This window comes from Corynebacterium pygosceleis (genome assembly GCF_016595275.2).
GTDB classification, from domain to species: Bacteria; Actinomycetota; Actinomycetes; order Mycobacteriales; family Mycobacteriaceae; genus Corynebacterium; species Corynebacterium pygosceleis.
Window position 1 is genome coordinate 203,604 of sequence record NZ_JAENIQ020000001.1, and the last position, 22,206, is coordinate 225,809.

Below are 22,206 nucleotides of genomic sequence, written 5' to 3' on the forward strand. Positions count from 1 at the left end.
GGTGCCGTCACTTACTTCGACTCCGGGGCATAGAGTTCGAGGGCGAGGCGTTCGAGGAGATCACCGGTCTGTGGTCCGAAGGCGAGGGCCTGACCGTCGGGGACGGTGACGACACGCCGGTTCTGTCCCGCCACGGTCTGGGCCACACCGGGCCGTTCGAGCAGACCGTCGATGCCGTCGGTGGATTCGAGACCCTTCTCCATCATGATGAAGACATCGGGATTGAGTTTCGCCAGGGCCTCGGCGTTGGCGGGGGATGCGGTGCGGATACCGTTCTCGGTCGCGACATCGATGCCACCGACGCCCTGGATCAGTTCGCTCACGCCGTCTTCCTCACCGAGGATGAAGAAGACACCGCCCGTGCCCCGCGCGTAGAGGAACGCCATGCGCAGTGGGTCTTCCGGGGTGATCGTGCGGATGTCCTCGACCGCCCGCTCGTACTCCGCGACGGAACGCTCTGCGAGCGCCTCCGCGTCGGTGGGGAGCCCGATGACACCGCCGAGGTTCATGATGTCTTCGCTGATTCCGTCGACGGTGTGGAGGGGTTCCATGACGACGACGGGGACACCGACCTCACGGATCTGGTCGATGGCTTCGCGCGGGCCGATGGAATGGTCGACGATGACGAGACTCGGGTTGAGCTCGAGTACGGCCTCGACGTTGATGTTGTGCCCGCCCTGGGTGACCACGGGAAGATTGGCGAGGGAGGGTTCGTCGGAGCTGACGGTGCGCCCGATGATGGAGTCCCGCATCCCCAGACCGATGAGGGTTTTGGTGTAGGCACCGTACAGGTCGAGCGCGAGGATCCTGGAGACGTCGTCGACGACGACGTCGTAGCCGTCCGCGTCCGTCAACTCGACGGGCAACTGGGGCATCGGGTCATCCGTGACCGGGACGGGTTCCCCGACACCGGTCACCGCACCGACCCCGGTCAGTGTCCGCGGATCCGGCAGATCCGCCGGGTCGGGGAGATCCGGAAGTGCCGCACTGACCGCGGGCTCAGCGGCCTTGCCCCGTGCATCGGGGCTGCCGCCGTTGTCGGTGCCGGAGCAGCCGGCCAGCACGGTGGCGGTGCAGACCAACGTCACCACCGTCGCACGTGCCTTTCTGGAGAACCGTGATCGGAGGCTGTGTCGGGAGGTCAGCAACGTGGGGGCCTTTCGCGGGGAAGATGGTGGATCAGGGTGACGGACGGTCATTCGACTATCCGGCGGGGTTCCGGGAGACGAACGAGGTGAGGGTGCTGCCTGCGACGACGAACGCGGCGAGGATCAGCAGGAGTGGTGTGGTCAGTGTTCCGGTTTCGGTGCTGGCGGCGACGTTCTCGGTGTCCGGGGATTCACTGGCGGCGCCGGCCGACTTGATCCTGAACTTGCCGGATCCGCCCTTGCCCGCGTGGAAGCTGCCTCCGTCTTCGCTGTCGGTGGAACCCGGGAGTCCCGGCTTCCCCGTGGAGGAACCGTTTGCACCCCTGGTTGCCGCACCGACCTTCGCGGCGGCGGCGCCACCGCCGCCGCTGCCACCGGATGCGGAAGCGGAACCACCCTGACCTGCGGCGCAGCTGGCTGATCCGCCGAGTGTCGCGGCGAAGCTCAACGGCGCCATCTCCTGGCCTGCGGGATAGAAGTCGGCGAAGGCCGAGGAACCGGCCTGGGTGAGGGTCACGGAACTGGTCTGCCCGGTGACACCGGTCCCGGAGACGTCCAGCTGGCTGAACGCCAGGTTGGCGAGGGCGACACGACCGTAGCTGTTGGAGTTGCCGTCCATGTCGTTGGAGGTCACATCGGCGATGAGGGAACCGGAGTTGCCGTTCCACTGCACCTCGAGATCGGCGATGGTGAGATCGAGGATTCCTCCGTGCCCGGTGAAACGGACGGATCCCGGCATGAGCAGGGAGCCGGTTCCCGCCGAGGGGTTCACGGCTCCGGAGCTGCCGGAGAAGAGGAACTGGCCGTTGCCGTGTCCGACGCCGTTGAGCTCCCAGCCACCGTTGGCGATTGATCCGGAGATGTAGGTCTGGAAGGAGGTTTTCACGCCCCAGGCGGCCTGTGCCTCGACAACCCCCAGGGACCCGTCGTCGGTGCAGACGTCACCGGCACCGCCTCCGGCTCCACCTGTCGCGGTGGCGCCACCGGAGGCACCACCGGAGGCGTTCCCCTGTGCGGGCTTCGCCCCGGCGGACGCGGTACCGCCTCCCCCGGAATGGGTTCCGCCGGTCGTTCCGGCACCGGTCCCCGTGGTTTTTCCGCCACCTGAGGTTGCGGCCCCGCCGGTCCCGCCCGGGGCGGTACCTCCGGCGGTGGTTCCGGCTGTTGTGGCGCCGCCACCCGCCAGCGACCTCCGGTCCTCGGTGAAACGCTTGTACAGCTTGTCGCTGTTCCCCATGAACTTGTCCGCTGTACCCATGAGGTTGTTCAGCGAGTCGAGGTGGTCGTTGACTGAGTTCACCGCGTCGATGCCGACCGATTTGGTGCCGGTGTTCTTGCCGCCGCCGGTGGTTCCGGTTCCGCCGCCGGCCGGCTGCTTCCCGCACACCTTCTCCAGGGAGGCGTTCAGGGACATCGGATCGAATTCCTGACCGGCCTGGTAGAACCCGGCGAAGATCGACGCCCCCTCGGCGGACAGGTTCACGGAACCGCTGAGGTCGAGTGCACCGGAGGTGAAGTCCGGGGTCTGCGCGAGCCGGATGTCCATGAATGTGGCGTCATCGGCGGAGGTTTCCCCGGAGACGGTCGTCGTCCCCTCCTCCAGTTCGAGCCCCTTGTAGTCGACGACGAGAGTGGCGTCCGTTCCGTCGACGACGAGTTTCATGTCCGAGAGGGTGAAATCGAGGGCGTACTCACCGGGCCCTCGGCCACCTTCACCCTCGTGCCCGAAGAAACGCAGTGATCCCTGGAGGGGGATCGTGGCGGTGTCTTCGTCAACAACCTTCATCCGGTCCGGATCCGGTGTGAACACGAACTGCTCGGTTCCACTGTCGAAGCTCAGTCCGTTCAGGTCCCATCCGCCCCTGGTGCCACCGGACCGGATGTAGGAGCGGAAGGACTTCTTGAAGCCCCACCGCATCTCTCCGTCGATCCGGGTGTAGGACTCGGAGCAGTCTTCGGCGACGGCGGGGACGACCGGCAGGACCATGAATCCCGCTGCGGCGGTGACGGCTGCGGCGGCGGTGGCGGTGACGGTGACACGGCGCACCTGCCGGGTGGTGAATGGCGAACGCAACGGCATGCGTCGTCCTTTCTGGGGAACTGTTGTGCTTATGGGGTTTGTGCGGGAGGGTCTTCGACCGACCACACGCCACTGGGGCGGAGGGGCTCTCCGGTGACACTTCCGGACCACGGCCGATTCACGCGGGAATCGTGCCGGGTCCCGTCGCTGACCGCAGGGAGTCTCTGGATGGAAGGCGAACACTTTACATATCGCCAGGCTAGACTAACCTAACGAATCTACCCAGCTTATGAAACCCCGAACCTCACCCCTGCACACAAGGATAGACGCGACAATCATGAACGACAGCACATTTGACCGACTCTATCCCGACGTCGACCCGACCACCCCCCTGCCCCCGACCCGGGGCGAGAGGATCGGCATGACACTGTCGGCGACGGTGTTCGCGTTCGGGGCCGCGGCCGGAGACCTCCTCGTGGCGGGCGTCGGTTTCGCACTGCTGATGTTCTGCCTCGTGGCGAACAGCCTGAAGATGCGGCGGAAGATCCGCAACGAGGCACGGTCACGCTTTCCGTCGGAGGACTGGGCGGAGTACGGAATGGTCCAAAATCTTCGCCTTGACCTGCTCGTACCCCTTCTCTGGCTCATTGCGGTCGTGGTGTGCGCACTCGTGTTCTTCTTCACTCCGGCGGGCTGGTATCCGTGGGCTCCGGCGGGCGCCGCGGTACTGACCGGGACGATCGTCTGGTTCCTGCCGGGCATGTCCCCGATATGGTCGAGCACACGGCCGACCGACAGCGTTGAAGAGGCCCGCCCCAGCCCCGGCACACCCCCTTACCCGAACCCGTCACGAGAACAGACCACATAGTCCGCGAATGTAGCAATACAGCTTGTCGGAAGCGGTATTTCCCCCGACATTGAACTAGACAGAGCGGTCCGTCTACGATGGTTGCACAGTGCACCTATCAACGGAGACGCCATGAAGAACCAGCATTCCGGGCAGCCGGCCCCCTTCCCGGAGGAGGGGCGGCCGGCCATCTATCCCGTGGGAGACGTCCACACCGAAGCGGGAGGGGTCGTCCTCGACGCGGCCATCGCCGTCCAACGGTGGGGGGAGCTCAGGATCGCCTCCGACGGGTCGACGAACATCATCCTCGTCGAACATGCACTCACGGGCGATTCCGATGCCGTGACCTGGTGGAAAGGGCTCATCGGCCCCGGCCTGTCACTGGACACCAACCGGTTCTGCGTGATGTGCACCAACGCCCTCGGAGGTTGCTCCGGCTCCACCGGACCCGCCTCCCCGCACCCCGACGGGCGCCCCTGGGGTTCCCGTTTCCCCGCCCTGTCGATCCGGGATCTCGTCACGGCGGAGCGTCAGCTCCTCGACGTCCTGGGGATCGGCAGCGTCGCCGCCGTCATCGGCGGTTCCATGGGCGGCGCCCGCACCCTCGAATGGACACTGATGCATCCGGAGCGGGTCCGGTCCGCAGCGGTCCTGGCGGTCTCGGCACGGGCCAGCGCCTGGCAGATAGGCATCCAATCGGCGCAGATATCGGCCATAACGAATGATCCGGAATGGCTGAACGGTGACTATCATTCATCCGACGGATACCCCCACGAGGGGCTGGCCGCGGCCCGACGGATAGCACATCTGACGTACCGGGGTGAACAGGAGCTCGACGAGCGTTTCGGCACCGATGCGCAGAAAGGCGAGAATCCCCTCGGCGAGTACCGCGATCCGGAACAGCGTTTCGCGGTACAGAGCTACCTCGACCACCAGGCGGAGAAACTCGTGGAGAGATTCGACGCGGGATCGTACGTCACCCTGACCGAGGCCCTGAACCGGCACGACATCGGTCGCGGCCGGGGCGGGTTGAACAGGGCCCTGTCGGAAATCAGGGTCCCGACCCTGGTGACCGGCGTGGACACCGACATCCTGTATCCGTACCACCAGCAGGAACACATCTCCCGCAACGTCGGTGAGCTGCTCGGAATGGCGAAGATCGTGTCCCCCGTCGGCCATGACGCCTTTCTCACCGAGACAAGGCAGGTCGCGCGGGTGCTGCGCCGTTTCCTCCTGCTCGCGGCGGACGCGGACGGGGAAACCTCCGGCTAACTTCCGAGCGGATCGACGGACACGGCGAGAAAGGCCATGACACCACCGATCAGCAACGTGAACAGGGCGTCGAACCTGCGGGAGCGGACCGCGAGCACCCCGAGTTCCCGGGAATCGCAGGTGACCCGGATGACACTGAGCCACACCAGCGCACCACCGAGAAGGAACGTCGCGCGCCGCCAGTGTTCGGTCAGGGCGAATCCGACCGCGACCAGGAACGCGACGACGAGGAGAGCCAGGAACACCCGCTGGATGAACCGGGGCACCACGGACGGCGACAGGTCGACGTCATGCGGATTGTCGATGCCCGGTACATAGGAGGAACGCATCGACCGTTTCCCGGTCACTCCACTCCGGAGAGGAGTTCCGCGCGTTCCACGACATTGCGCACGAGGAACGCCCTGGTGAGTGGCCCGACACCCCCGGGATTCGGGGACACGGCCCCCGCCACATCCCACACATCGGGATGGACGTCTCCGACGAGTTTGCCGTCCCTGCGGGACACACCGACATCGAGGATCGCGGCCCCCGGTTTGACCATGTCCGGGGTGAGCATGTGCGGCACACCCGCAGCGGCGACGATGACGTCCGCGGCGCGGGTCTCGGCGGCCAGGTCCCTCGTCCCGGTGTGGCACAGGGTCGTGGTCGCGTTCTCGCTGCGCCGGGTGAGCATCAGCCCGATGGGCCGACCGACGGTCACACCACGGCCGATGACGACGACCTTCGCCCCGTCGAGTTCGACGCCGAAACGACGGAGCAGATGAATCGCACCATTCGGGGTACAGGGCAACGGCGCGGGCTCGTTGAGAACGAGTTTGCCCAGATTGACGGGATGCAGGCCGTCGGCGTCCTTCGCCGGATCGATGCGCTCGAGCACCGCGTTCTCGTCGAGGTGCCCCGGCAGCGGCAGCTGGACGATGTACCCGGTGCAGGCGTCGTCGGCGTTGAGTTCGTCGATGACCGCGTTGAGTTCCTCCTGACTCACGTCAGCGGGAAGATCCCTGCGGATCGAGTTCACGCCGATCTGTTCACAGTCACGGTGCTTCATCTTGACGTAACTGTGGCTCGCGGGGTCATCCCCGACCAGAACGGTGGCGAGCCCGGGAACCACGCCACGCTCGGCGAGCCGGTCCACCCTCCTCTTCAGGTCCTCGAAGATCTCGTCGCGGTAGAGCTTGCCGTCAAGTTTCTGTGCAGTCACGCGAACCATTATTCCACGTACCCGACGACCACCGCAGGTTCCGGTGCGGATCCGGGAGAAAGCAGGGAGCGCACTAGGATCTGAACCCATGAGTGAGGCCAGTGACCCCGGAGACACCGCAACCCTGCACATCATCTTCGACCGCCCGTGCATCCCGCCGAACACGGGGAACGCCATCCGGATGTGCGCGGGAACCGGCGCGCACCTCCACCTGGCCGGACCACTGGGATTCAACCTCGAGGAGAAGAACCTCCGCCGCGCCGGACTCGACTACCACGACCTGGCCCGGGTGAGCGTCCACGAGAATCTCGCCGCAGCGTTCGCCGCGCTTCCCGGCGCGCGGGTCTTCGCCTTCACCACCTCGGCGACACGCTGGCACGGGGACATCAGCTACCGCCCGGGTGATGTCCTGCTGTTCGGGACGGAACCCACCGGACTGGACGGTCGGGCACTGTCCGATCCGAGGATCACGGGGCGGGTGCGTGTCCCGATGCTCCCCGGTCGCCGTTCGATGAACCTGTCGAACTGTGCGGCGGTCGCCGCCTACGAGGCGTGGCGCCAACTGGGTTACCCGGGGGCGGTGTAGACACCTGTCCCGCTCAGTCCCGGGTGACGTGGATGGCGGCGATACCGGCCGCCGTCATCGGGACATCCACCGGTGCGTCGCTCCCGCGCGGACCTGACGGCCTGTCCACCCGGACCACGGACATCCCCGGGAACGGTGCGGGAAGAACGGTGAGCCCGGCCCCCGGACGGATACCGTGGTCAGCGAGGTACCGGAGCAGCTCCGGATCCCGGTCACTGACCCGGTCCACGGTGACGCTCCCCCCTTCCTCGACCCCGGACAGGGATTCCGAGACGTGCCCCACCATCTCACCGTCGACGTCCGGGATCGGATCACCGTGGGGGTCCCGCACCGGATGCCCGAGATGGGCGTCGATACGCTCGATGAGTTTGTCCGAGACGGAGTGTTCCAGCACATCAGCTTCCTCGTGGACCTCATCCCAGGTGTATCCGAGCGTGGTGCAGAGGAACATCTCGAGGAGACGGTGCCTGCGCATCATGCCGAGAGCGAGACGGGTCCCCTCCCCCGTCAGCGTCATCCCCGCGTACGGGCGATGACTGACCAGACCACGGTCGGTGAGCCGCCGGACGGCCTCGGAGGCCGTCGAGGTCTTCTGCCCGGTCTGTGCGGCCACGTCCTTCAGCGCGGCCGGTTCACCGGTGCGCTCGCAGATGTCCCAGATGACCTTGAGGTAGTCCTGCGACCTGTCCGGCAGGTCCGAGAGATTGGTTTCCGACACTGTTCATCCTTTCCGGGGTCCAGCCTATCCACGACCGGCCAGAAGACGACCGACGACGAGACACCCGACGTAGAAGACACCTGCGGTCAGGGCGATCATGCCACCTGCGGACAGATCGGCTTTCACCGCGAGGGCGAGTCCCACCGCACCGATGGCGACACCGGCGACGGGCGCGGCGATGAAAAGGCCCAGGGTCGATTTCACCAGTGGCTGCAGACCGGCCGCCGGGGCGGCGACGAGTGCGATGGAGAGGATCGTCCCCACCGCGGGAATCACCACCACGATGGCGGCGCAGATCAGGCCGAGGATGACACCCTCCGCGACCGTGGCACTGTGCCCTGCGGCCCGGTACCCACCGCCGTCGAAGGCGTAGAAGATCAACTGTCTCCCGAACGTCAGGAGAACCACGAGGGTGATCACGAGGACGGCGGCGGCGGCGAGGACATCCGTCCGGTTGACGCTGAGCACCGATCCGGTGAGGAAGGACTCGATCTTCAACGGCAACGGCTGGAACCACTTGCTGAGGAAGTAGCCGAGTGCGAAACCGAGGGTGAGCACGATGCCCGCCGACGCCTGGGAGGACTGCCCCGCGATGCGTGTCAGCCGGTGCATGAGCCAGGACAGGGGCACACACGCCAGCAGTGCACCGGCGAAGAGGAAGAGGGAGAGCACCGCGTGCCGGGTGTCATTGTCCAGGTTCCATCCGTCGGAGAGTCCCTTTCCGAGCACGACGCCGAGGATGGCCCCGGGAAAGGTTCCGTGGGCCACGGATTCGACGAAGAACACACGCTGGTGGAGAACCGCGAGAACCCCGACCAGGCCGGCGAGGACGCCGACGATGACGATCTCCAGGATGGGTAGCTGGAGGATCGTCCACAGGGTGGAGTCGAAGAAACTCATGCCGCACCTCCGACGGGGATGGTGGTGGATGGTGTCGTGGTCCCCCCCGCGTCGGTGGCCCGGCCGGAGGAGAACCTCGTCCGCAGCCAGCGCACGGGCAGAGCCAGGAAGAACAGGGCGATCACGGACAGTGCGACCGAGGCCTGGGGCGAGACGGGGTGCGGGGTGTCCAGGGTCATGATGATCATGCCCGCGTATCCACCGATGACACCGACCGCGATCGCGACCGGGATCATCAGTGAGACCCGGTCGACCAGGAGTCTGGCCGTCGCGCCGGGGACCACGAGATAACCGATGACCAGGAGGACACCGACAGCGGAAGCGGAGGACACGACGACGGCGGCGATGGCACCGTTGACCATGAGATCCACGGCGAAACCGGAGATGCCCGCCGCCCGGGCTCCGTCCCGGTCGAAGGCCGTGAAGATCTGCTCCTTCCAGGACACGGTGATGATGGTGAGCGCGATGAGACAGACCACGACGGATTCGACGAACCGCTCCGGGGTGACCTCGAGGAGGCGTCCGAACATCAGCGCCTCGAGCTGACCGGACCGGTCCCCCTTGTACAGGGAGAGCACGATACCCGCGGAAAAGAAGGAGGTGAGCACGACGGCGGTCCCGGATTCGGAGACCTTCGTGCTGCGCCTTCCGACGGCCGTGAGCGCGATGACGATGAAGACGGCGCAGACGGCCGCTCCGGGGATGATCATGTCGAGGCCCCCGTAGACGGCACCGGCGACGATCCCCGGGAAGACGGAGTGCACCATGGCCTCGGCGTTGAACTCCAGGCACCGCAGATTGATGATGACACCGACGAGACCGGCGACGATCCCCAGGAACATGAGCATGAGGAACGGGCGGAAGAGATAGGGTGCGGCGGCGACCGTCTGCAGACCCGGTACATCCATGACCGTGATCCGGAGGGATTCGACGGCGTCGGTGACACCGGTGATGACGCTATCCCACATGGAGTTCCTCCCCGAGCCCCGATCCGACGAGCTGATCGGTGCTGCGACTGCCGTAGGCCTTCTCCAGGTTGTCCGGCGTCAGGACACCGTCGATGGGGCCGAAGGCGATCTGTCGTCCCGCGAGCAGCGCGACATCCTCGCAGCACTCGTAGGCGAGCTTGAGGTCGTGTGTGGAGACTACGACGGCCACGCCCTCCCGTTTCACCGAGTGGATGATCTCGAGCAGTGCCTCACGGTTGGGTTCGTCGAGTCCGTTGAAGGGCTCGTCGAGGAGGATCATCTCCGGGGAGGCCACGATGGAACGGGCGAGCAGGACACGCTGGCGTTGCCCACCGGAGAGCTGGCCGAACCGCAGGTTCGCGCGTTCGGACATGCCGACACGCTCAAGCGCGGCGTCGACACGCTGACGGTGTGCGGTACCGGGGCGACGCAGCCAACCGAGTTCCGCGTAGAGCCCCATCATGACGACCTGCCGGACGGTGACCGGGAACGTGATGTCGAGGTCCGCGACCTGGGGGACGTAACCGATGGCCCCCTTGGGCACCTTTCCGTCCCCACGCCCGAGGATCTCCATCGTCCCCGAGACCCGGACCGTACCGAGGATGCCGCGGAGCAAGGTGGTTTTTCCGGCGCCATTGGGACCGATGAGTGCGAGGGCCTCCCCCCGCCGGACTTCCCCGGTGACCCCGGTCAGTGTCGGGGAGCCGCCGTAGCTGAAACTCGCGTCAACGTAGCGCAGCGCCGGGGTGGACTGTGTTGTGGCCATTGATCTTCTCCCTTTGATGAAACCTTTGATGAAACCGGTGTTTGTTATTGGTGAAAGTGACTCCGGTTAAGGTCCGGAACGCACGAGAGCCGCATCCCGGCGACCGGGACGCGGCAGACTCGCTTCAGCGTGGGTGGGGACCCTGACCTAGAGGTCCTTCGGGGTGTACGGCTCGAGAATCTCCGGGACGGGTGCCACGGTGCCACCCCAGGCACGGACGAGATTGGTGACGTTGTGCATGATCGCCCCGATGTAGGTCTCACCGTCGGTACCGACCGGGCCGAGCGAGTCACCGTAGAGTGCGTCATCACCGATGACGGCCTTCACTCCAGCCGCGCTCGCGATGGCCTCGATCGACTTGGAGTTGTTGGAGTTCTCCGCGAACAGCGCCTTGGCCCCGGACTCACGGACCTTGTCCGCTTCGGAGGCGATGTGCTCGGCGGTGGCGTCGGCCTGGTCGTTGAAGTCGGTCAACGCGGTGCCGATGAAGTTGATGTCGAACTCCTTCGACAGGTAGCCGAAGGCGTCATGCGACGTGAACAGGACGCGGTCCCCGTCCGGGACGGAGGCGAAGGACTCGGCGGCCCACTTGTCCAGCTCGTCGAGTTCCTCCTCGAAGCGGCTGACGTGCTCCTTGAACAGGTCGGCGTTCTCGGGGGACGCCTCCTCCAGGGCTGCGCCGATGTTCTTCACCTGGACCATCGCGTTGTGCGGGGACGTCCAGACATGGGGATCGAAGATGAACTCGGGCTCCTCGCCGGCGGCGGTGGCGAACGGCCATTCGTTGATGTCGACCTGTTCCACACCCCGGTAGACCTTGTACGGGAGGTTCTTCTCGGCCTCGAGAACCGCCTTCTCATCGGACTTCTCGTCGGAGGTGAGGAAACCGCTGGTGACGACGAGGGTTCCGCCGAAGCCGGAGGAGGTGACGGCGTTGTCGAGGAAGTGCTCGAGGTCGACGCCGTTGACCATGAGGAGGTTCGCCTCGGTCATGGCCTTCATCTGCTGCGGGGTCATCTCATGGTCGTGCGCCGAGGCGTTGGGCGCCAGGATGCAGGTGAGATCCAGCTCCGACTTGGCCTTGTCGGGGTCAGCTCCGAAGTGGGTGGTGTTTCCGTCGGAACCGGTCTTGTTGAAGGAGAGTTCCGCGTCATCCGACTCATCGGTGGCGATCTGGGTGACGTAGTCGCAGATCTGGGTGGTGGTGGCGACGACCTTCACGGACTCACCGGAGACCTTCTCGACGTCGCCGGAACCGGAATCCCCGGATCCGGAATCCGAGCCGCACGCGGTCAGGACGAGCGAGGCGGCGGTGCAGGCGGCGAGTGCCGCAGCTTTTCCGATCTTCATGGTTCGCAGTCTCTTTTCAGCAGTTTCCGGGCCGACGTCCACCGGCCATGCAAGGTCCGGGACATCACTGCCCGCCAGTAAGTACACGGTAACCATACCCAGATCAGACGGAGCCACAAACCTGAATCTTCAACCCGTTGAACTTAATTGTGGAGCAGAGGAGTGGATTGGACATGGATCCCATTATCGGCCCTGCGCACACGCACAGCCTCACCTCACCTCCACAGCGGCCCCACCCCCTCATTCAGGGGTGCCCGCCTCCGCCTCATCGACCGGGACCAGCGCAGGCAACCGCCTGCGCCGCAGCAGTTCCAGCAGTTCCACGGCGTCCCCGGTCCCGAGTTCGGCGGCCACCATCCGAACCGGCCCATCCACCAGATGCAGCTGCACCGAACCGAGGTCCAGGGCCCGCCCGACGACTCCCGTGGACAGGGAGATCTCCTGGATGTGCGGCAGTGCGACCATCGACATCCGACGTGTGAACCGGCCACCGTGCAGGATGATCACCTCCGGCAACCCACCACCACCGTCGTCAGGTCCACCCGCGAACGTCACCGACTGCTGACGCCAGGCGAGGGGTGAGAGCCACCGTGCCCGGCGCGGACTCCGCAGCCTCGGCTCCGTCCAGCCCTCCGGACGCGCGACCCCCTCGATCTCCGGGGCGGTCAGCGGGCTGAGCAGCGCCGCGACACGGACCGCCTCTTCACGGGTCCCCACCGGGAGGATCGTCGTCCCTCCGTCCGCGGCATCCCCGTAGCCGGCCACGCAGACACGTACCGACCACCATCCCGTGATCCTCCAGAGCAACCGCTGACGGATCTCCACGGAGTGGACCCGGGACAGTTTCAGGGTCTGTCTGCGGCGGTCCGCGAGACCGTAGGCCATGTCCAGTTTCCCGCCGTCCCGACGTACGGTGAACCGCCAGGAGTTGTCGATGATGTTCCACGTGGCGGGGACCACGCCGATGAACAGCGGCCACAGCATGCCCAGTGCCTCCGGCCTGATGAGGACGGCCGCGAGGGCCGGTACGAGCAGCAGCAACCAGCCGGAGAGAAGAGCCGCGGTGAGTGACCGGGCGACCGGGACCGGGGTCACGACGACCTCCCCTCCGGACACCTCCGGGTCGGATCCCGCGTCCGGCGCACCTCCACCCGACACCCCGGCCGGCGCACCGGGCACACGGTTCCGCTCCCCCGTCAGGTCGAGTATCTCCGCCCGGAGCCGCCCGGCGTCCCCCCTGATCAGGTAGGAGATACCGATAGCGGAGTCATCTCCCCCGGCGGTCTCAATGCGGACCTCCGCGAGTCCGAAGATCCGGGCGATCACGGACTCCACGATGTCCACCGCCTGGATACGGTCGTAACGGGCGGTACGCACCCGCACACCCAGCACCCCCTGCCGGTGGACGACCTCCTCCGCGGTGAGCCGGTAGCCGGCGGCCCGCCACCAGACACCGGAGATCAACCAGATCAGCGTGCACACCACGATGAAACCACCGACCCCGATCAGCAGGGGGCCGGCATCGAGGTGGATCTCCCCGGCGACGAGTCCCCGTGCCGCACCGAGCGCCTCCCCCCACATGTTTCCGACGGCCACGGCGACGAGAGCCAGCAGGACCGTCCAGAAATGAAGCAGAGGGCTGATCCGGTGCACACGCCGGTAGTCACCGTCGGGCCCGGCGGGGCCGACGGTGTCCCGGACATCATTTTCCGCGCCGCCGCTCACAGGCCACTCATCCTCTCCCTCGCCTTGACGGCGAGGCGGTCGCGCAGGGCTTCGGCCGTGTCCGCGTCCAGTCCCGGTATCTCACTGTCGGAGGTCGACGAGGCGGTGTGCAGTGTGAGTGTCCTGAGCCCGAAATGGCGCTGCACCGGACCGGAGGTGAGGTCGACGAACTGCACACGGCCGTAGGGGACGACGGTGAACGTGTACCAGAGACGCCCCCTGGTGATGAGCAGTTCATCCCCGGTCTCCGCCCACCCCAGGTGGCGGACCTGCGCGGGAATCAACCACGCGAGGTAAAACGTGGTGAGGAGCATGAGTGCCGCACCGATCCAGAACCAGGGGGTCCACCACCAGGCCGCCACCGCGCAGCCCAGTGCGAGGACCACCGGCACCGGCAGGACGACGATCAGCCTGGCTTTCGCGAGGTCGGGGGACACCGGGGTCAGTGGGGTCGAGTCAGTGAACTGGGTCATGGTTCCACTATGCCGAAACCGGCGACCGGGGCGCGTGGGTCACCGGAAATCCCTGGACCCGGTGGAGAACGCTTCCGCGACGGGGAACGGTTCGAGCAGGTCCGCCAGGACGGCGACCGCACCGGAGGCGTTCTGGACGATCCCCCGGACGATCAGGGCATGGGCGGTCCGGGCGAGCACCCGCTGCCGGGACCAGAGTCCGGGCGGGACGATGACGTTCATCAACCCGGTCTCGTCCTCCATCCCGAGGAAGGTCACGCCGCCGGCGGTCCGGGGGCGCTGCCGGTGGGTGATGATGCCCGCGACCCGGATCCGGGTCCCGTCCCGTTGGCCGGGCAGACGGTCGGCGGGGATGATCCCCCGGGCATCGAGTACGGAACGCAGCAGTGCGACCGGTTGCCTGTCGTGGGTGACACCGGTCGCGGAGATGTCGGTGGCCAGCAACTCAAAAGTGGTCATCCCGGGCAGCGCGGGAGCCGTGACCCCGGAGATCCCGGGCAGCATCCCCTCCTTCTCCGTCGCGGCGACGCCGGCTTCCCAGCGCGCCCTGCGGCGGTCCACCCCGAGACAGTCCGTCGCCCCGGCCCTGGCCAGCGCCTCGGTCTGGGGGACACTGAGGTCCGCACGCCTGGCGAGATCCACGATCCCGGTGAACGGCCCACCGGTGGTCCGCGCCGCGAGGATCCGCCGCACCGCCCCCTCCCCCACGCCCCGCACGAGGTCGAGACCGAGCCGGATCCGGCCGCCGGGACAGTCCGCGGTGATGCCCGAGTCGTTGACGGAGACCGGGTCGACGGGGACACCGTGGCGGCGGGCGTCGGCGATGAGGGACTGCGGCGAATAGAAGCCCATCGGCTGCGCGCGAAGGAGCCCGGTGCAGAACTCCGCCGGATAGTGGTACTTGAACCAGGCGGAGAAGTAGACCAGGGACGCGAACGACTGGGAGTGGGACTCGGGGAAGCCGTAGGCGGAGAAGGCGACCATCTTGTTCCACAGGTTCTCCGCGACATCCCCGGTGATGCCGTTCTTCTCCTCGAGCCCGGTGAAGAACCGGTCGCGGATGCGGGCCATGCGTTCCGGGGAGCGTCTGGACCCCATGGCGCGCCTCAGGGCGTCAGCCTCGGCACCGGTGAATCCGGCGGCGTCGCGGGCCATCTGCATGAGCTGTTCCTGGAACAACGGCACCCCGAGGGTCTTGGCCAGTGCGGGTTCCAGACAGGGGTGGTCGTAGGTGACCGGTTCCTCACCGTTGCGCCTCCGGATGTAGGGGTGCACACTGCCGCCCTGGATGGGGCCGGGCCGGATGAGCGCGACCTCGACGACGAGATCGAAGAACTCCCGGGGTTTCAGCCGGGGGAGGGTCGACATCTGGGCCCGGGACTCGACCTGGAACACCCCGACGGCGTCGGCACGCGCGAGCATGGCGTACACCTCGGGATCATCGGGATCGAGTTCCCAGAGATTGACGGTTTCACCACGGTGCTCGGCGACGAGGTCGATCATGTGGTGCAGCGCCTCCAGCATCCCCAGCCCGAGGAGATCGAACTTCACCAGGCCCGCTGCGGCACAGTCGTCCTTGTCCCACTGCACGACGCTCCGGTTCTCCTTGCGGGCCCATTCGACCGGGACGACATCGGCGAGAGGCCGGTCGCAGATGACCATTCCCCCGGAGTGGATCCCGAGGTGCCGGGGTTGTCCGGTGAACCGTTCGGCGAGTGCGAGGACGTCAGCGGGCGGTTCCGCCGTCCCCTTCGCCCAGGCGTCGCAGGCCCCCTGCGGATGGCCCAGGGCACGTCCGGCGTCCCGCAGGGCACTGCGCCGACGGTAGGTGATGACGTTCGCGACCTGCGCGGCGTTGTCCCTTCCGTAGCGGGTGTAGACGTACTGGATGACCTCCTCACGGCGCGTGGACTCGATGTCGAGGTCGATGTCCGGTGGACCGTCCCGTTCCGGGGAGAGGAAGCGTTCGAAGAGAAGCCCGGCACCGACGGGTTCGACATTGGTGATGCCGAGTGCGAAACAGACGGCGGAGTTCGCGGCGGAGCCACGTCCCTGACAGAGGATGCCCCGGTCCCGGCAGAAGTCCACCAGGTCACAGATGATGAGGAAGTAGCCGGGGAAGTTCAGGTGCTCGATGACGCCGAGTTCGTGTTCCAGCTGGGCACGGACGACGGGCCTGAGCTCCCGGGGCCTGCCCGCGTACCGTTTCCGGGCGCGGCGGAGCGTCAGATCCCTCAACCAGCTCATCTCGGTGTGTCCGTCGGGCGCGTCGCGGCGGGGAAGCTCCGGGGCCAGGAGATCGAGGGTGAAGGCGCATTCGGTGGCGACCTCCACCGTGGTCCTGCGGAGTTGCCCGCTGCCGGGCAGCGCACGTTCGATGTCGGCGGCACCCCGGAGCCAGGTTCCACCCAACGGGTGGAGAACGGGTTCCGTGTCCGCCAGGGCGGACCGCAGCCTGAGTGCGTGCTTCGCCCCCGCCACATGTGCATCGTGACGGGTCGCGGCCAGGGGCATGGTGCTGACGACCGTCCGCAGACCGAGTTGTTCCGCCGCCGAGGACAGGCGTTCGTTGGCGTCCACGTCCCCGGGGCTCATGGTCCAGGACAGTTGTACCGCTACCTGTCCGGGGCCGAAGGCGTCGACCAGTTCCCCCAGCCGGTCGATCCAGGTGATGTCGGCGAGGATCTGCCAGGTACCGGCAGCGTGTTCGCCGAGAAGGGGAAGTGGCGGATAGACGGGCGCACCCCCGGACCCCGCCGCCATGTGCGCGTCGGTGATGGTGTGGCTGAGTCTGCGGTAGCCGTCCGCACCACGGCAGAGCACGCAGAGGATCTCCCCGTCCCCGAGCGTGAGTTCCGCACCGAAGACGGTGGCCAGCCCGGTCCCCGCGGCAGCCTCCGCGAAACGGACCACGGCGTAGAAGCCGTCCCTGTCGGTCACCCCCAGCGCGACGAGACCCAGTTCGAGTGCACGTTCGACGAGCCGCCCGGGGTCAGACGCCCCGGAGAGGAAACTGTAGGAACTCCGGGCACGCAGTTCGGCGAACGGATGGGACCGCGACGGCCCGGAACCGAACTCCCGGACCTTTTCACCGTCATCCCCCGTTTCACGTCCATCCGACGCATCCACCACCCCGCCCGCGACACCACCGGAGAGCACCTTCTCCAGGGTGCGCCAGTCCATCGGAAGACCGTTGAAGCCGACCTCCCCGCCACTCCACTCCATGTAGAACACAGTAGCGAAAAGGTGCCGTGGGAGACACCCCGTACGACGGTCCGGCGGACACGTCCGACAGGACCTCCGGAAGACCCGCACTAGACCGAGCTGTACACGAACGGGACTCACTGCTACGGTGATACGAGCGGAACGACAGAACGCTTTGTCTAGCCCTCCATCGGGTGAATCCGCGCATCATCCGTTCCTCTGCCGTAACCAGGTGGAACAGATGAACAGATGACAGTCAGACCCCGACAGAAAGCCTGAACCCATGAACCTCCGCCGTTTCTCCGCCATCGCCGCCGCCGGCCTCTTCACCGCAGGGTCACTCGTCGCCTGCGGCAGTGACTCCGCCGACTCCACCGGTGCCGCCGGTGAAGAGAGCACGAAGGTCACCATCGGCACCACCGATGCCGGCGGCAAGGCCTGGGAGGTGTTCGAGGAAGAGGCGAACAAGGCCGGAATCGACCTCGAGGTCGTCAACTACTCGGACTACAACACCCCGAACAAGGCACTGTCCGAGGGACAGATCGACGCCAACCTCTTCCAGCACCTGAAGTTCCTCTCCGAGTACAACGTCGGTACCGGTGACGACCTCACCCCCGTCGGTTCCACCGAGATCGTCCCGCTGGCACTGTTCTGGAAGGACCACGACTCCATCGACGGCATCGAGGGAGAATCGGTCGCCATCCCGAACGACTCCTCCAACCAGGGCCGTGCCATCAACGTGCTGGTGCAGGCGGGGCTCATCACCCTGAAGGAGGACGGCCTCATCACGCCGACCCCCGCGGACATCGACACCGAGAAGTCCAAGGTCTCCGTCACCCCGGTCGCCGCACCGCAGACGACCACGGTCTTCCACGAGGGCAAGCCCGCCGTGATCAACAACACCTTCCTGGATCGCGCGAACATCGACCCGAAGTCCTCCGTCTTCGCCGATGACCCCTCTTCCGAGGAGGCGGAGCCCTACATCAACGCCTTCGTCGTCCGCGCCGAGGACGCCGACAACGAGAACATCCAGGAGCTCGTCGAGATCTGGCAGGGTGACGCCGTCACCGACGCCGTCGCCGAGGAATCCAAGGGAACCTCCGTCCCCGTCAAGCGTTCCGCAGCTGATCTCCAGGAGATCCTCAAGCGTCTCGAGGACAAGCTGAAGAACCAGTAAGAAGTTCTTTTCAGCAGGTCACAGCTTCAACAGTTGGCAGTGACCATGCGCCCCGGCCCCGGCGGAACCACCGCCGGGGCCGGTGGCACGCCGGGACGATCCCCGACAACGAACCTGCTTCTCCTCCACAGAATCGAGCACACACCGTGGCAGACACCGACACCCCACAGCCGGGCACCAGGGTCGAATTCCGGAACATCACCAAGGTGTTCAGGAACAACAAGACCTCGACCACAGCTCTCGACGACGTCTCCCTGACCGTCGAACCGGGCGAGATCATCGGCATCATCGGTTACTCCGGTGCCGGCAAATCCACCCTGGTCCGGATGATCAACGGACTGGACACCCCCACGTCAGGACAACTGCTCCTCGACGGTGTCGACGTCGTCGGCATGTCGGAGAAGAAACTGCGGCAGCTACGACGCCGGATCGGGATGATCTTCCAGCAGTTCAACCTGTTCAACTCCCGCACCGCCGCGGGAAACATCGCCTACCCGCTGAAACTCGCGGGCGTCGGGGCCGCCGAACGCAAACGTCGGGTGACGGAGCTCCTGGAGTTCGTCGGACTGGGGGACAAGGGCGGCAACTACCCGGAGCAGCTCTCCGGCGGCCAGAAACAGCGCGTCGGCATCGCCCGTGCCCTGGCCACCAACCCCTCCCTCCTGCTCGCCGACGAGGCCACCAGCGCACTCGACCCCGAGACCACCCACGACGTCCTCGATCTGCTGCACAAGGTCAACCGGGAACTGGGGATCACGATCGTCGTCATCACCCACGAGATGGACGTGGTCCGCAAGATCGCCAACAAGGTGGCGGTGATGGAGAACGGACGGGTCGTCGAATGGGGCAGCGTCTACGAGGTGTTCTCCGATCCGCAGACCGACGTCGCCAAGAAGTTCGTGGCCACCACCCTGCGCAACACACCGGACCACGTCGAGGCCGATGATCTTCTCGCCGGCGAGGGGCGCCTGTTCACGATCAACCTCACCGAGAACTCGGGATTCTTCACCGCAGCCGCAGCCGCGCGTTCCGCCGGTGTGGGCATCAACATCGTCCACGGCGGCATCACCACCCTGGAACAGCATTCCTTCGGCAAGATCACCGTCCGACTCACCGGCGACGACTCCCCCATCGAGGAATTCCGCGCCGCCCTGGACCGCACCACCGACATCGAGGAGATCCTCCGATGACCACCACAACCCAAGCACTGGACTTCAACTGGGACCGCTTCGGCGGCACCTTCCTCGACGCGATCGGTGACACCCTGCTCATGGTCATCGTGACCATGCTCGTCGGCGGGTTCTTCGGACTGGTCATCGGTGTCCTGCTCTACAGCACCCGGGATCAGGGCGTCCTGCGCAACAAGTTCGTCTACACCGTCCTCAACATCCTGGTGAACTTCATCCGACCGATCCCGTTCATCATCCTCATCGCCGCGATAGGCCCCCTGACCCTCAAGGTCATCGGCACCACCGTCGGAACCAACGCGGTCATGTTCGTCATGTCCATCGCGGCGACCTTCGGTGTGGCCCGCATCGTGGAACAGAACCTCGTGTCCATCGACCCCGGTGTCGTCGAGGCCGCACGCGCGATGGGCGCGTCACCTCTGAAGATCATCACCTCAGTGATCATCCCCGAGGCACTCGGCCCGCTGATCCTGGGCTACACCTTCCTGTTCATCGCCGTGGTCGACATGTCGGCGATGGCCGGCATCATCGGCGGCGGCGGACTCGGTGACTTCGCCATCACCTACGGCTACCAGTCCTTCAACTGGTCGGTCACGCTGGTGGCCACCGCCGCGATCATCGTCATCGTGCAGATCGCCCAGCTGCTGGGCAACTGGCTGTCCAGAAAGGTCATGCGCCGCTGACCCCTGAGCCCGACCGTGTACGGCCCCCGCAACGGATCATCGTCGATTCCGGTTGCGGGGGCCGTACACGGTCTCCGGATGGAGCCGTCATTCCCCCGGTTCCGATCCCCGGACCCCCGTGACCTCCCAGGCGCCGACCTCACCGGGTTCCTTGCCGCAGGATTTCAGCACGGGAGGCAGCGTCCGGTACCGGAGTTCCACCAGCCAACGCCCGTCACCGGGACGGGTCACCGTACGTCGTGCGGTCACGGCCCCGGGATCCCGGGGACCGGTCACGGTGAGTTCCCCCGGCGCCACCGGACGTCCCTCCCCGGACAGGCGCGCCGCGATGTGGACCTCGGCCGCCTGGCCGGGCCCGTCGTAGCATCCCCGCCCCCGTAGGCCCGGCAGTGGAAGCTCGCCACGGGCCAGGGTCGCCAGCATCGACATCCCCTGATCCGTACTGATCCGGCCGTAGGAGTACCCCCAGGGCAGGAGGATCATCGACGGGGCGAAACGGTGACCTCCGGTGTGGGAGGACTCCCACACAGCTTCGGCGGTGTCGTCGACGACGGGGCCCGACCCGTCCACGTCGACGGCGCAGGGACCCGTGGTTCCCCTCCGGTTGAGTCCCTCCATGGAGGCCGCGGCGGCACGCATCGCACTCGCCATGGGACGCCCCTTCACCGCGCAGCACAGATCCCGTTTACCGTGGGTGCAGACGAGCACCAGGGGATGGAGGACCTGACGTGCCCCCAGTGCGGTGTTCCTCCCGGGACCACCGAGATCCAGGGCGAAGATCTCCTCGAGACCTCCCGGAAGGTCGAAGGCCTCGATGGACGCCGGTGGAGCGTCCGGCTCCGACGATGAGGTGAAGATGAGGTACGCCCGGACGGGAGCCCCCTCGTTCCGGGTCCTGCCGGGACGACGGATCAGGTGGAAGGCGGCACCGGCGGAACCCACGAACCTCCTGAGCCTCTCCGCCAGTTCCGCGCCGAGGGCTTCACCGTCGAGAACGTCCCGTCCCCAGCCGTGAGGGTGTTCGACGATGAGGTAGGTGGTTCCCTTCTTCGCGGTTCCCGGCAGTGGTTCGCCGTGATCGTCGGAGCACCTCGGGGGACGGCCGGAATCGGTTCTGGGACTCATGTGCACAGAATAACCGGCGACGCCCGGAGATCCGGGGGCTCCCCGCCACCTGTGCGCCGCAGATGGCGGCGACCGTTGCGACATTTTCACAACAATTCTCTCACGATCCCGCACAATCGGCCCCAGGGCTTTCCCCGGGGCGCCACCGGCAGTTACCGTGAAGCCATGATTCTCCCGCCTGTGAAATTCCCGTACCGCCCCGTCGGGGTGCTTCTGGTGGCCGGCGCACTCGTCCTGTCCGCCTGTGGCACCCGTGACGACGGCGCGCGTTCGGTCGAACCCGTCACCGCGGTGGGAACCGTCACCTCCACCGTGACGGAGACCTCCTCCCCGACCCCCAGGGAGACCACGGACGCCACCGGCACCGCCCGCGCCGACGCCGGGCTCACCCCGTTGGGTGACGCCGACACCACGATGAAGACGCTGCGTCCCGGTCCCGCGGCTCAGCTCGTCACCACAGGGGTCCGTGTGGGTACGCACGAGGGGTTCGACCGTGTGGTCTTCGACCTCGTCGGTGACGGGACACCCGGTTGGTTCATCGACTACAACGACCGCCCGGCCCAGCAGGGCAGTGGGTTCCCGATCGATTTCCCCGGTGATTCCGCGATCGAGGTCAACATCGACGGCACCACCTATCCCTTCACCCTCGGGTTGGAGAATCCCCAGATCGAGCCGACGACGGGCCCCGGCCCCATCGTGGCGGGGGTGACCTCAGGGTTCAGTTTCGAGGGTCGTACCCAGTTCGTCATCGGGGTCAACGGCGGTAAGCACCCGTACTCGGTGCAGGTCCTGGAGAACCCGACCCGCCTGGTGATCGACATTCTCCGGGGGTAGGACAGCTGGGGACGGCGGAGGC

20 protein-coding genes are annotated in these 22,206 nt (G+C 66.5%); 7 read left to right on the forward strand and 13 right to left on the reverse strand.

All coding sequences use genetic code 11. From position 1 onward, the window contains the following. Window positions 1-11 precede the first annotated feature (11 nt). Together JIM94_RS00805 and JIM94_RS00810 are read right to left on the reverse strand one after the other, a co-directional pair. On the reverse strand, window positions 12-1,091 hold the full coding sequence (locus tag JIM94_RS00805; protein WP_248085858.1) for a heme/hemin ABC transporter substrate-binding protein: 1,080 nt from the start codon (window positions 1,089-1,091) through the stop codon (window positions 12-14). Between the two features lie 112 nt (window positions 1,092-1,203). After that, window positions 1,204-3,228 (reverse strand): HtaA domain-containing protein, encoded by a 2,025-nt coding sequence (locus JIM94_RS00810; RefSeq protein WP_200253698.1) that lies wholly within the window; start codon window positions 3,226-3,228, stop codon window positions 1,204-1,206. Between the two features lie 277 nt (window positions 3,229-3,505). Here JIM94_RS00810 and JIM94_RS00815 point away from each other — a divergent pair, with 277 nt between their 5' ends. Together JIM94_RS00815 and metX are read left to right on the forward strand one after the other, a co-directional pair. Beyond that, a complete protein-coding gene (locus JIM94_RS00815) occupies window positions 3,506-4,036 on the forward strand; it encodes a hypothetical protein (protein ID WP_200253700.1) in 531 nt (176 codons plus the stop codon). Window positions 4,037-4,147: 111 nt separating this feature from the next. Next, on the forward strand, window positions 4,148-5,287 hold the full coding sequence (gene metX, locus JIM94_RS00820; RefSeq protein ID WP_200253702.1) for a homoserine O-acetyltransferase MetX: 1,140 nt from the start codon (window positions 4,148-4,150) through the stop codon (window positions 5,285-5,287). Here metX and JIM94_RS00825 read toward each other — a convergent pair. Beyond that, on the reverse strand, window positions 5,284-5,616 hold the full coding sequence (locus tag JIM94_RS00825) for a DUF3017 domain-containing protein (RefSeq protein WP_200253704.1): 333 nt from the start codon (window positions 5,614-5,616) through the stop codon (window positions 5,284-5,286). The genes metX and JIM94_RS00825 overlap by 4 nt on opposite strands. Before the next feature lie 14 nt (window positions 5,617-5,630). Then, the gene (locus tag JIM94_RS00830; RefSeq protein ID WP_200253706.1) at window positions 5,631-6,488 is read right to left on the reverse strand and encodes a bifunctional methylenetetrahydrofolate dehydrogenase/methenyltetrahydrofolate cyclohydrolase; all 858 of its coding nucleotides are present in this window, start codon (window positions 6,486-6,488) and stop codon (window positions 5,631-5,633) included. Window positions 6,489-6,576: 88 nt separating this feature from the next. Between JIM94_RS00830 and JIM94_RS00835 the strand changes: the two genes are divergently transcribed. Beyond that, entirely contained in the window at window positions 6,577-7,074 is a 498-nt protein-coding gene (locus tag JIM94_RS00835; RefSeq protein ID WP_200253709.1) for a tRNA (cytidine(34)-2'-O)-methyltransferase, read from the forward strand. A 13-nt stretch (window positions 7,075-7,087) separates the two neighbouring features. Here JIM94_RS00835 and JIM94_RS00840 read toward each other — a convergent pair whose 3' ends face one another. The 8 genes from JIM94_RS00840 to JIM94_RS00875 form a co-directional block, all read right to left on the reverse strand. After that, window positions 7,088-7,792 carry a metal-dependent transcriptional regulator gene (locus tag JIM94_RS00840; RefSeq protein WP_200253711.1) on the reverse strand — a complete coding sequence of 235 codons (705 nt, stop codon included), beginning with the start codon at window positions 7,790-7,792 and terminating at the stop codon, window positions 7,088-7,090. Window positions 7,793-7,816: 24 nt separating this feature from the next. Next, window positions 7,817-8,692, reverse strand: coding sequence for a metal ABC transporter permease (locus tag JIM94_RS00845; RefSeq protein ID WP_200253713.1), 876 nt, complete (start codon window positions 8,690-8,692; stop codon window positions 7,817-7,819). Continuing rightward, window positions 8,689-9,600, reverse strand: a complete 912-nt coding sequence (locus JIM94_RS00850) for a metal ABC transporter permease (protein WP_200253970.1) — start codon at window positions 9,598-9,600, stop codon at window positions 8,689-8,691. Before JIM94_RS00850 ends, JIM94_RS00845 begins: the two co-directional genes overlap by 4 nt. Window positions 9,601-9,649: 49 nt before the next feature. Beyond that, entirely contained in the window at window positions 9,650-10,426 is a 777-nt protein-coding gene (locus JIM94_RS00855; RefSeq protein ID WP_200253715.1) for a metal ABC transporter ATP-binding protein, read from the reverse strand. Window positions 10,427-10,573: 147 nt separating this feature from the next. After that, on the reverse strand, window positions 10,574-11,776 hold the full coding sequence (locus JIM94_RS00860) for a metal ABC transporter substrate-binding protein (RefSeq protein WP_200253717.1): 1,203 nt from the start codon (window positions 11,774-11,776) through the stop codon (window positions 10,574-10,576). Window positions 11,777-12,016: 240 nt separating this feature from the next. After that, on the reverse strand, window positions 12,017-13,501 hold the full coding sequence (locus JIM94_RS00865; RefSeq protein WP_248085857.1) for a PH domain-containing protein: 1,485 nt from the start codon (window positions 13,499-13,501) through the stop codon (window positions 12,017-12,019). Then, complete coding sequence (locus JIM94_RS00870; protein WP_200253725.1) at window positions 13,498-13,974, reverse strand: PH domain-containing protein; 477 nt, start codon at window positions 13,972-13,974, stop codon at window positions 13,498-13,500. The genes JIM94_RS00865 and JIM94_RS00870 overlap by 4 nt, the downstream gene beginning before the upstream one ends. 39 nt (window positions 13,975-14,013) lie before the next feature. Further along, entirely contained in the window at window positions 14,014-17,199 is a 3,186-nt protein-coding gene (locus JIM94_RS00875) for an error-prone DNA polymerase (protein ID WP_234039690.1), read from the reverse strand. 262 nt (window positions 17,200-17,461) lie between these two features. On the opposite strand from JIM94_RS00875, the gene JIM94_RS00880 reads away from it, so the two are divergent. The 3 genes from JIM94_RS00880 (at window position 17,462) to JIM94_RS00890 (ending at window position 20,225) form a co-directional block, all read left to right on the forward strand. Further along, entirely contained in the window at window positions 17,462-18,355 is an 894-nt protein-coding gene (locus JIM94_RS00880) for a MetQ/NlpA family ABC transporter substrate-binding protein (RefSeq protein ID WP_200253727.1), read from the forward strand. A gap of 146 nt (window positions 18,356-18,501) precedes the next feature. Then, window positions 18,502-19,545, forward strand: a complete 1,044-nt coding sequence (locus tag JIM94_RS00885; RefSeq protein WP_200253729.1) for a methionine ABC transporter ATP-binding protein — start codon at window positions 18,502-18,504, stop codon at window positions 19,543-19,545. Beyond that, a complete protein-coding gene (locus JIM94_RS00890; RefSeq protein ID WP_200253731.1) occupies window positions 19,542-20,225 on the forward strand; it encodes a methionine ABC transporter permease in 684 nt (227 codons plus the stop codon). The genes JIM94_RS00885 and JIM94_RS00890 overlap by 4 nt, the downstream gene beginning before the upstream one ends. A gap of 87 nt (window positions 20,226-20,312) precedes the next feature. Here the strand turns inward: JIM94_RS00890 and JIM94_RS00895 are convergent, their stop codons facing one another. Next, window positions 20,313-21,350, reverse strand: coding sequence for a sucrase ferredoxin (locus JIM94_RS00895; protein ID WP_200253733.1), 1,038 nt, complete (start codon window positions 21,348-21,350; stop codon window positions 20,313-20,315). Window positions 21,351-21,515: 165 nt separating this feature from the next. Here JIM94_RS00895 and JIM94_RS00900 point away from each other — a divergent pair, with 165 nt between their 5' ends. Further along, a complete protein-coding gene (locus JIM94_RS00900) occupies window positions 21,516-22,184 on the forward strand; it encodes an AMIN-like domain-containing (lipo)protein (protein WP_200253735.1) in 669 nt (222 codons plus the stop codon). Window positions 22,185-22,206 lie beyond the last annotated feature (22 nt).